Annotated in this window: 6 protein-coding genes; 4 read left to right on the plus strand and 2 right to left on the minus strand. The window is 72.9% G+C overall.

Annotation, left to right across the window (positions count from 1 at the left end):
• The first annotated feature begins 114 nt into the window (after positions 1-114).
• The 3 genes from AH6_RS39335 to AH6_RS39345 all read left to right on the plus strand — a co-directional run bounded on the left by AH6_RS39335 (position 115) and on the right by AH6_RS39345 (position 5698).
• On the plus strand, positions 115-1911 hold the full coding sequence (locus AH6_RS39335; protein WP_067491053.1) for a fatty acyl-AMP ligase: 1797 nt from the start codon (positions 115-117) through the stop codon (positions 1909-1911).
• A gap of 75 nt (positions 1912-1986) precedes the next feature.
• A complete protein-coding gene (locus tag AH6_RS39340) occupies positions 1987-4683 on the plus strand; it encodes an MMPL family transporter (RefSeq protein WP_067491055.1) in 2697 nt (898 codons plus the stop codon).
• Positions 4673-5698, plus strand: a complete 1026-nt coding sequence (locus AH6_RS39345; RefSeq protein WP_067491057.1) for an alpha/beta hydrolase — start codon at positions 4673-4675, stop codon at positions 5696-5698. Before AH6_RS39340 ends, AH6_RS39345 begins: the two co-directional genes overlap by 11 nt.
• A 61-nt stretch (positions 5699-5759) precedes the next feature.
• Here the strand turns inward: AH6_RS39345 and AH6_RS39350 are convergent, their stop codons facing one another.
• Both AH6_RS39350 and AH6_RS39355 read right to left on the minus strand, forming a co-directional pair.
• Positions 5760-7136, minus strand: coding sequence for a glycosyltransferase (locus AH6_RS39350; RefSeq protein WP_245679677.1), 1377 nt, complete (start codon positions 7134-7136; stop codon positions 5760-5762).
• A 10-nt stretch (positions 7137-7146) separates the two neighbouring features.
• Positions 7147-8961 (minus strand): MFS transporter, encoded by a 1815-nt coding sequence (locus tag AH6_RS39355; protein ID WP_157432001.1) that lies wholly within the window; start codon positions 8959-8961, stop codon positions 7147-7149.
• A 288-nt stretch (positions 8962-9249) separates the two neighbouring features.
• Between AH6_RS39355 and AH6_RS39360 the strand changes: the two genes are divergently transcribed.
• On the plus strand, positions 9250-11094 hold a 1845-nt coding region (locus AH6_RS39360), incomplete at its 3' end, for a beta-ketoacyl synthase N-terminal-like domain-containing protein (RefSeq protein WP_245679678.1).

Consider the following 11094-nt stretch of genomic DNA (forward strand, 5'->3'; position numbering starts at 1 on the left):
GTGGCCGGGGGGCGCCCGCGAAAGCGCGCCCGGCCATCGCCGCACCACCCCCTGCCGACGGCGCGCACGCCCCGAAGGACCTGCGCCCGGCACATCCCCCGGGAGACTGAACACATGGCACTGGGCTCGCTGCTTCCCGAACTCCGGCCCGGCGGCTCCGGCCGCGTCCCCCTCATCGAGCGGGTCGCCCGGTGGGCGGCGGAGAAGCCGGACGCGCCCGCCTGGACGTTCGTGGACTACTCCCTGGACCCGGCGGGGGCGCACCTGACGCTGGACTGGGCCGAGGCCGACCGGCGCGCCCGCGCGATGGCGGTCCGGCTGCGGCAGGCCGCCGAGCCCGGCGACCGCGCGGCGCTGCTGCTGCCGCAGACGCTCGACTACATGATGACCATGCTGGGCGCGATGTACTCGCACGTGGTCGCGGTGCCGCTGTTCTCCCCGGACCTGCCCGGCCACGCCGACCGGCTGATCGGCGCCTACACCGACGCCGAGCCCGCCGTCATCGTCACCACCCGCAACGCGCTGCCGCACGTGGAGAAGTTCCTGGCCGACCACCCGGTGCCCCGGCCCAGGGAGATCGTCTTCGCCGAGGAGGTGGACCCGGCGCTGGCCGACACCTGGACCGACGAGCCGATCGGCTTCGACGACCTGGCCTACCTCCAGTACACCTCCGGCTCCACCCGCCGCCCGGCCGGCGTGGAGATCACCCACGGCAACGTCGCCGCCAACGCCATCCAGCTGTGGTCGGGCTGGGCCCCCGAGAAGCCCGACCCCGAGCTGGTGAGCTGGCTGCCGCTGTTCCACGACATGGGCCTGATCGCGACGATGGCGCTGCCGCTGGTGTTCGGCGACCACGCGATCTACACCGACCCGGTGTCGTTCATCATGAACCCGATGCGCTGGCTGGAGCTGATCTCCAGCCGGGAGAACAGGAACGTCTACACCGCCGGGCCGAACTTCGCCTACGAGTACGCCGCGTCGATGGCCACCCCCGAGAAGCTGGCCAAGCTCGACCTGTCGGGCCTGGTCACCTGCCTGAACGGCGCCGAGCCGATCCGCACCTCCACGCTGACGACCTTCGCCGACGCGTTCGCCTCCGTCGGCCTGCGGCCGGGCGCGCAGGCCCCCGGCTACGGCCTGGCCGAGGCCACGGTGTTCGTGACCGCCGCCGCCGAGGACGTCCCCCCGAAGATCATCAGTGCCGACCGCGACGCCCTCACCCAGGGCCGCCTGGAGTTGTGCGGGGCCGACGCCGAGCGCGCCAGCACGCTGGTGTCGTGCGGCCGCCCGATCGGGCAGATCGTGGCGATCGTGGACCCCGAGACCCGGCGGGAGCAGCCCGACGGCGCGGTCGGCGAGATCTGGGTGCACGGCCCCAACACCGCCCCCGGCTACTGGCGCAACTCCGAGCGCAGCCAGGACACCTTCGGCGGCGAGCTGGCCGAGCCGGGCGGGCTGCCCGCCGGGCCCTGGATGAAGACCGGCGACTACGGCGTCCTGCACGAGGGCGAGCTGTACGTCACCGGCCGCATCAAGGACCTGATCATCGTGGACGGCCGCAACCACTACCCGCAGGACATCGAGGTCACCGCGCAGGAGGCGCACGCCGCGGTCCGCCCCGACTACGTGGCGGCGTTCGCGGTGGACGGCGGCGAGACCGAGCGGCTCGTCGTGGTCGCCGAGCGCAACCGGCGGGTGCCGCTCGGCCGGCTGGACCTCGCCGAGGTCGAGTCGGCGGTGCGCGGCGCGGTCAACGTCGAGCACGAGATGGGCGTGGCGGAGTTCGTGTTGATCGAACCGGGTGGCGTGTCGCGCACCTCCAGCGGCAAGATCGCCAGGGCGGCCACCCGGCAGCGCTACCTGGACGGCGCGCTGCCGACCACCGCCGCGCGGCTCGCGGCGCGCAAGTAGCGGCGCGCCGCCCGACCGACAGCAGGGCCGCCGGGACAGCTCCCGTCCCGGCGGCGGCACCGACTCAGGAGGATCATGCTCGCGGGGCTGGGTCGCCTCATCCACCGACGGCGCTGGGCCAGCCTTGTCCTGATCCTGCTGACGACGGCCGCGGCCGGCGCGTGGGGCGTCGGCGTGCTCGGCAAGTTCAAGCAGGGCGGGTTCGAGGACCCCAAGGCGTCCTCCACCCTGGTCGCCAAGCTCGGCGCGACCTACTTCGGCAGCACCAACCCCGACGTGCTGGTGCTGTACCGCAGCGACTCCATGACGGTGGACGACCCGAAGTACCAGGCGGCCGTGATCACGACGGTGGCGCGGCTGCCGAAGGACGTCGTCTCCGAGCAGATCTCCTACTGGTCGATCGAGAACAAGAAGGACGCGGCGTCGTTCGCCTCCAGCGACCGGCACGCCACGTTCGTCTCGCTGAAGATGGCCGGGCACGACGAGCCGACCCGCACGGCCAACTACCTCAAGGCCAAGGAGCTGCTGGCCGCGCCGGGGCTGGACGCCCGGCTCGGCGGCGCGTTCCCGCTGGGCACCGAGTTCGGCGAGCAGGTGGTCACCGACATCGTGCGCGCCGAGATGATCACCGCGCTGCCGCTGATCATCCTGCTGGTCATGTTGTTCGGCGCGCTGACCGCCGCGATGTTGCCGATGGTGGTGAGCCTGTTCTCCATCGTGGGCGGCCTGGCGGTGCTGCACGCGGTGACCTACGCCGCCGACGTGACGTCGTTCGCGCTGGAAGTCGTCACGATGATGGGCGTCGGCCTCGCGATCGACTACTCGCTGTTCATCATCAGCCGGTTCCGCGAGGAGCTGGACAACGGGATGCGGGCGCGCGGCATCCCGCCCGGGAAACCGTGGAAGGCCGAGGCCGACAAGGCCGCGCGCAAGGCCGCCAAGAAGGCGTACCGCGAGACGTTGCGCCCGGTCCGGGAGCGGGCGCTCGCGCACACCCTGGCCACCGCGGGCCGCACCATCATGGTGTCGGGCGTGACGGTGTCGGCGGCGCTGGCCGGGCTGCTGCTGTTCCCGCAGATGTTCCTGCGCACCATCGGCCTCGCCGGGATCGCGACCGTGATGGTGGCGGTGTTCGGCGCGACCGTGCTGCTGCCGACGCTGCTGGCGCTGCTCGGCCCGCGCGTGGAGTTCGGCCGGATGCCGTGGCGCAGGCCCAGCGCCAAGCGCGCGCGGCGCGACCCCGACAGCGGCTTCTGGTACCGGCTCGGGCAGAGCGTGATGAAGCACCCGCTGCCCTACTTCGCCACCGTGATCGTGATCCTGGGCGTGATGTTCGGGCCGTTCCTGAACGTGCAGTTCGGCAGCATCGACGCCCGCGTGCTGCCCAAGGACAGCCCGACGCGGCAGGTCGTCGAGACCGTCAAGCGCGACTTCCCCAACGGGTCGGCCGAGCCGATCGACGTGGTGGTGTCGGGCGACCTCATCCCGCGCAACTGGCGGCCGGTGCGCAAGGGCGACAACATCCCGCCCTACCTGGAGAAGTTCCGCAAGGACCTGGAGGGGCTGCCGGGCGTCACGCTGTCGAAGTTCACCGGCTACTCCGGCGAGTACGGCGGCGTGCGGATCTCGGTCACCCACAGGTACGACCCGATGGAGAAACGGGCGCAGGACCTCGTCGAGCGCATCCGCGCCATGGAGCTGACCAAGAACGGCTACCCCATGCACATCGACGTGGGGGGCAGCACGGCCGCGCAGCTCGACCTGATGAACAGCCTGATGCGCACCCTGCCGAAGATGGCGCTGGTGGTGGGCGTGGCGACGTTCCTGCTGCTGTTCATGTTCTTCGGCTCGATCGTGCTGCCGCTCAAGGCGATCGTGATGAACGTGCTGTCGATCGGCGCCTCGTTCGGCGCGATCGTGTGGGGCTTCCAGTACGGGCACCTCGCCGGGATCCTGGACTTCACCCCGACCGGCGGCGTCGAGGCCACCTCGATGGTGCTGATCCTCGCGGTGGTCTTCGGCCTGTCGATGGACTACGAGGTCTTCCTGCTGTCGCGGATCCGGGAGGAGTGGGACCGCACCCACGACAACCGGGTCGCGGTGGCGGCCGGGATGCAGCACACCGGCAGCATCATCACCAGCGCGGCGCTGCTGTTCCTGGTGGTCATCGCCGCGTTCAGCATGGCCGGGCTGACGGTCGTGAAGCTGATCGGCGTCGGCATGTTCGTCGCGATCGTCGTGGACGCCGCGCTGGTGCGGTCGTTGCTGGTCCCGGCCACGATGCGGTTCATGGGCGCGGCCAACTGGTGGCTGCCCGGACCGCTGGCGGGCCTGCACGCCCGGATGGACCTGCGCGAGCGCAGCGACTTCTACGACGATGACGACATGCCGCTGGTCGGCGCCGCGCCGCCGCTCCCGGAGGACCAGCCGTACCCGTACGCGATGCGCTGGGAGCAGGCGGCCGTCCCGGAGGGCAGGCACGCCGCGCCCCCGACGCGCGAAGAGCCCGTCCGGTTGTCACCCAAGCCCCGTCCACAAGTGGCCCCCCAGGGGCCCCGGCGGCCCGCGCCGCCGCCCCAGACCACACCCGACTCGGCCGATCCGCACGCCCCGGCGCCAACCCCCGCCGCCAAGCCTCCTTGGTCACCGTGGGCCAACGGACAGCCTCAACCCCAACCCCAGCGCGCGCCCCGTACTAAACGTGAGATAGTTCCCAACCCCGATGGTTCGGGGTGGCGCTGGAGCACCGTGGAGGAGAACGATGTCAACTGAGTCACGTCGCCGCGCCGTCCGGCGGGCGGGGGTGATCCTGTCCAGTGCCGCCGTCACCGCGACCGTGCTCCCGGCCGTCGCGGCCCCGGCCCAGGCCGCGGGGTTCGCCAAGGCGGACACCGGCGCCTACGTGCAGTCGTACAAGTGGATCAACAAGACCGCCTTCGACTTCGCCGTCAAGTCCCCCTCACTGGGCGGGCAGGTGCAGAAGGTCCGGGTCGTGGTGCCCAAGACCTGGAAGAAGAACTCGCGGCAGAGCTGGCCGGTCGTGTACGCCTACCACGGCGGCCGCGACAGCTACATCTCCTGGACGCGCAGCACCGACATCCAGGCGACCGCCAGCAAGTGGGGCGTCATGGTCGTCATGCCCGAGGGCGCCAACGGGTCGTACACGAACTGGTTCAACGGCGGCAAGGGCGGCACTCCCAAGTGGGAGGACTTCCACCTGCGCGAGGTGCGCCAGCTCGTGGAGCGCAACTTCCACGCGGGCGGCGCGCGCGCCGCCATGGGCATCTCCTCCGGCGCGCAGGGCGCGTGCACCTACGCGGGCCGCGCGCCCGGCATGTTCCGCTACGCCGCCTGCTTCAGCGGCGTGTTGTCCATGTCGAGCCCCGGCATCCCGTCGCTGCTGATGTACACCAACAGCGGCAACGGCGCCGACCCGAACGCGATCTGGGGCATCCCCTGGATCAACAAGGCCAACTGGGACGCGCACGACCCGATCAAGCTGCTGCCGAAGATGCGCTCGACGCGGCTCTACGTGTCGGCCGGCACCACCGGCGAGCGCGGCCCGCTGGACCCGCCGAACCTCCCGCCGTGGGACATCGGCTACCTCAGCGAGCGCGCCATCGGCCCGACCGTGCGCGACTTCGCCAACGAGGCCAAGCGCCAGAAGGTGAAGATCACCGCGCACATCTACGGCAACGGCCGGCACTCCTGGCCGTACTGGAAGCGCGAGATGCACACCGCCTGGCCGTCGATGATGCAGACCATCGGCGCCAAGCCGATGCGCTGACGGCACGGCACGGATCTCCGCCGCCCGGTCCCGCTCGCGGGGCCGGGCGGTTCGCGTTCGGTCAGAGGGCGTCCAGGACGGCGCAGGCGCGCGCGACGCCGTTCTCGGCGGTGATGCGGCGGCCCAGGTCGGCGGCCCGCTCGGCGTGGTGGGCGTCGCTGGTGGCGGCGCGGACGCGGGCGGCCAGGCGCGGCACGGTGAGGGTCTTGAACGGCAGCGGCGCGGGGCCCGCGCCGAGGGCGTGCACCCGCTCGCCCCAGTAGGGCTGGTCGCCGAAGAACGGGCACACCACCGTGGGCACGCCCGCGCGCAGCCCGGCGGCGGTCGTGCCCGCGCCGCCGTGGTGGACGACGGCCGCCGTGCGCGGGAACAGCCAGGTGTGCGGCACGTCGTTGACGGCCAGGACGTCGTCGTCGGAGGTCGCCGGGTCGCCCTGCACGATGCCGCGCACCCCGGCCAGGCGCAGCGCGGCGCGCACGGCGAGACCGGTCGTCCGCGCGTCCTTGGGCACCATGCTGCCGAACCCCACGTAGACCGGCGGCGGACCGGCGGCCAGGAAGTCGGCCAGCTCCGCCGGCGGCTCCCACTCGGGCTCCTCCAGGAACCAGTAGCCGGTCAGGTGCACGTTGCCGGGCCAGTCGGCGGGCCGGGGCACCACGGCCGGGCTGAAGCAGGCCAGCACGGGCGGCCCGGCGCGCTGCACCTGCCGCATCGGCCCGCGCAGCGGCAGCGCGGGCAGGCCCAGCGCGTCGCGCCGCCACGGGTTGATGAACGGCCGGGACAGCTGCCAGGCGATCTGCTCGACGGCGGCGAAGCTCGCCCGGTTGGCCCACGGCCCCAGCGCGCCCGCCTGCGGCACGAACGGGTGCGGGAACGCCCCGGTCGGCTGGCTCGGCTGGAAGTGGACCAGCGCCCACGGCACGCCGAGGTGCTCGCCGATGTGTCCGGGCAACAGGCCCAGCGTGGGGCCGAGCAGCAGGTCGGCGTCCTTGCAGGCGTCCAGGCACTCGGTCAGCAGGCGTTCGGCGAGCGGCCCGAGGATGCGCCGGAAGCCGCCGAGGAACTTCACCGGGTTGCGGCCCCCGGCCAGCAGCTCCTGGCCCTCGGGGGAGTCGAGGATCTCGGTGGGGTCGGCGGTGAGCGGCGCGAGCTCCAGCCCGGCGCGGTGCGCGAGCGGCGCGTACCGGGCGCTGGCGACCAGGCGCACGTGGTCGCCGCGGGCGCGCAGGGCGCGGCCGAGGGCGAGGCAGGGCTGGATGTCGCCGCGCGACCCGGCGGCGAAGATGACGACGGTGCGGCCGCCGCGCGCGGGGGAGACGGCGGGCGTCGGGTCCTGCGCCGGACCGGACGTCGGGTCCTGCGCAGGATCAGGCGTCGGTTCCTGCGTCGGGCCGGGCGCAGGGGCGGGCGTCGTCGGGCCGGGCGTCGGGTCGGTCACGGTGCGGTCCTCACCAGGCGTCGTTGCGTGGACGCCCGGGATCGTCCTGGGGCGGGGCGTCGTCGGGGGTGTAGGGGCGGTACCAGCCCTCGGGCGGAGGCGGCGGCCACTGCTCCTCGGACCCGGCCGGGGCGTCGTCGCGGGGAGGGGCGTCACGGGGCGGAGCGCTGCGCGGAGGGCCGTTGCGGGGAGAGGTGCTGCGCGGCGTGCCGTCGTAGGGGATGCCGTCGTAGGGGGTGACGCGGCTGCTCATCGCGTGTTCCAGGTGCGGGGCCGGCAGCACCGACTCGGGCTGGCCGTGCGGCTGGGGTTGCGCCACCGGCAGCGGCTGCACGCTCGGCACCGGCTCCAGCGGCGCGGGCTCCTGCCCCGCCTCCTGCGCGGCCTTCTCGGCGGCGGCAGCGGCGGCGGCCGCGCGGCGGGCGCGGCGGTTGTGCTTGGGCCCCATCCAGCCGCGCTTGCTGGGCAGCGTCAGCCCGCTGATCAGGCCGCCGACCAGCACCAGGGCCGCGCCCAGGATCAGGCCCGAGGCGGTGCCGCTGCGGAAGGACTCCAGCTCCTGCGCGGTCGCCTTCGGGCCCGGGATGTCGTGGATGAGCAGGCCGACGATCGCGATGCCGAACGCGCCCGACGCCTCGCGGATCACGTTGATGATGCCGCTGGCCACGCCCGCCTGGTGCTCGGGCACGGCCTTCAGCACGTACATCACCAGCGGCATGCACATCGCCGACCCGAACCCGACGATCAGCACGCCCGGCATCAGGTCGGCGAACTGGTCCTCGCGCCGGATCATCGAGAACAGCACCATGCCGCCCGCCATCAGCGTCATGCCGCCGCCGATCGCGATGCGCGGGCCGAGCCGGGCCGCCAGCCAGAACGACACCGGCGTCATCACCATGACCATGATCGCCGGGGGCAGCAGCACCAGCCCGGCCTTGGCCGGGGAGAAGCCGAGGAAACGTTGCAGGAAGGTGGCGGCGTAGAAGATCATGCCGTTGAAGCCGATGCCCCACATCATCTGCGACAACAACCCGCCGACGAACACCCGGTTGCGGAAGAAGCGCAGGTTCATCATCGGGTCGGGCGCCCAGGTCTCCACCACCACGAAGCAGACCAGCGCGATCACCGCCAGCGCGAACACCGACACCACCGACGGGTCGGTCCAGCCGAACTTGCGGCCCGCCTCCAGCGCGTAGATCAGCGCGAAGAGCATGGTGGCCGAGATCAGCACGCCGGGCAGGTCCACCCGGGCGTTGCGGTTCTCGCCCCGGGCGGTCAGCACCACGGTGCCCAGCATGATCACCAGCAGGCCGGGCAGGATGTTGATCAGGAAGATCCAGCCCCAGTGCCAGTGCTGCACGATGATGCCGCCGATGGTGGGGCCGAGCGCGGTCGCGCCGCCCGCCGCGCCGACCCACACGATCATGCCGAGCGAGCGCTGCTTGTCGGTGCGGCCGACGGTGATCATGACCTGGGTGGCCGGCAGCGCCAGCGCCGCGCCGCCGCCCTGCACGATGCGGCCGACGATGAGCACCGCCTCGTCGGGGGCCAGCCCGCACACCGCCGACGCCGCGGTGAAGATCGTCATTCCGCTGACAAAAGTGGTGCGGCAGCCGTAGATGTCGGTGAGCCGGCCGCCGGCGATCATCAGGCAGGAGAACATCAGGATGTAGCCGGTGGCCACCCATTCCTGCGCGCCCTTGGACATGCCGAGGTCGGCCACCATCGTGGGCAGCGCGTTGGCGACCACCGTGTTGTCCATGGTGATCATGAATGCGCTGACGGCGACCACCGCCAGCGCCCATCGGTATCGGCCCCGGGTCAAGTCCCTGTGCGGCGGGGCCCCCGGCCGGCCGGGCGATCCGCCGCTTCCCCCTATAAGCGTGAGTGGATATTGTTACGATTCGTTGGTCACCGGTCACCCGTCCCCACTTCCGGACAGGGAACCTCAACTATCCCATCAGGCCACACCGGTTACTCCCGAGTCTTGTCATCCCCGTGACAAGTAGCGGACGAGAAAAGTGGTCTGGATGCGCATCGTGAGACGGTCAAAGTAGGACATCGTGGTCCCTCGTCTTCGAACGATCCCGGTTTCATTGGGGGAACCCCGCGCATGCACAGCAGCAACGATCGTTCCGGAGTCGCGCAGGACGAGCAGCCGCCCATCACCGAGGACGCGCTCCGCCGGCACCTGGTCGAGGAGATCGCGCGCCGCTCGCGGACGGCCGCCGCCGACATCGACCCCGACCGCCCCCTGGAGGAGTTCGGCCTCGCCTCCCGGGACGCGGTGGCGATCGCGGGCGACCTGGAGCAGATGCTCGGCCGCTCGCTGCCCGCGACCCTGGTCTGGGAGTACCCCACGATCAACAAGCTGTCGGCGGCGCTGGCCTCGGGCGCCGACCGCGCGCCCGTCCGCGCCGCCGAGCACGCCCCCGCCGGTTCCCCCGCCGGCTCCGGCGCGCGCCCCGCCCCCTCCGACGAGCCCATCGCCGTCATCGGCGTCGGCTGCCGCTTCCCCGGCGGCGAGCGCGACCTGACCGGCCCGGCCGACTACTGGAACTTCCTCACCGGCCGCGGCGACGCCGTCCGCGAGGTGCCCGGCGGCCGCTGGGACGCCTTCGACGACGGTTCCCCCGAGGTCGGCGACCTGCTGGCCCGCACCACCCGGCTCGGCGGCTTCCTCGACGACGTCGCCGGGTTCGACGCCCAGTTCTTCGGCATCACCCCGCGCGAGGCCGCGGTCATGGACCCGCAGCAGCGCCTGGTGCTGGAGGTCGCCTGGGAGGCGTTCGAGCACGCGGGCATCGGCCCGGCGTCGTTGCGCGGCAGCCGCACCGGCGTGTTCGTCGGGGTGTCGGCGCCCGAGTACGCCGCCTTCACCGCCTCCGACCTGGCCTCGCTGGAGGCGTTCACCGCGACCGGCGCGGCGCTCAGCATCATCGCCAACCGCCTGTCCTACCTGCTGGACCTGCGCGGCCCGTCCATGATCGTCGACACCGCGTGCTCGTCGTCGCTGGTCTCCACGCACCTGGCGGTGCGGGCGCTGCGCGACGGCGAGGCCGACGTGGCGCTGGCGGGCGGCGTGAACGTGCTGCTGTCGCCGACCGTCACGATGACCTTCGACCTGGCGGGCGGCACCGCCGCCGACGGCCGCTGCAAGCCGTTCGACGCCTCCGCCGACGGCATGGTGCGCGCGGAGGGCTGCGGCGCGGTCGTGCTGAAGCGCCTGTCGGACGCGGTCCGCGACGGCGACCGCGTGCTCGCGCTGGTCAGGGGCTCGGGCGTCAACTCCGACGGCCGCTCCAACGGCCTGGTCGCCCCCAACTCCGACGCCCAGCGCGCCCTGCTGCGCGACGTCTACGCCGCCGCCGGCGTCGACACCCGCGAGGTCGACTACCTGGAGGCGCACGGCACCGGCACCTTCCTCGGCGACCCGATCGAGGCCAAGGCCGTCGGCGAGGTGCTGGGCGCGGGCCGGTCCGCCGACGCGCCGCTGCTGGTCGGCTCGGCCAAGTCCAACCTCGGCCACATGGAGTCGGCCGCCGGGGTCGCCGGGCTGATCAAGGCGGTGCTGGCGCTGCACCACCGGGTGATCCCGCCGAGCGCCCACTACAAGGAGCCCAACCCGCACATCCCGTTCGACGACCTGCGGTTGCGGGTCGTCGCCGACGAGACGCCGTGGCCCGACCGCGGCCACCCGGCGCGCGCGGGCGTGTCCGGCTTCGGCTTCGGCGGCACCAACGCGCACGTGATCCTGGAGGCCGCGCCCGCGCCGGAGGCCCCCGCCGCCCCGGTCGCCGAGACGCTGCGCACCTTCCCGCTGTCGGACACCACCGCCGACCGCGTCCGCGAGCACGCCGCGCTGCTGGCCGAGTGGCTGCCCGCGCGCGACGACGCCGCGCTCGCCGACCTCGCCCGCACCCTGCACCGGCGCGGCGGGCGCGGCCGGGCCCGCGCC

It is taken from the genome of Actinomadura hibisca NBRC 15177, from assembly GCF_001552635.1.
Taxonomy (GTDB): domain Bacteria; phylum Actinomycetota; class Actinomycetes; order Streptosporangiales; family Streptosporangiaceae; genus Spirillospora; species Spirillospora hibisca.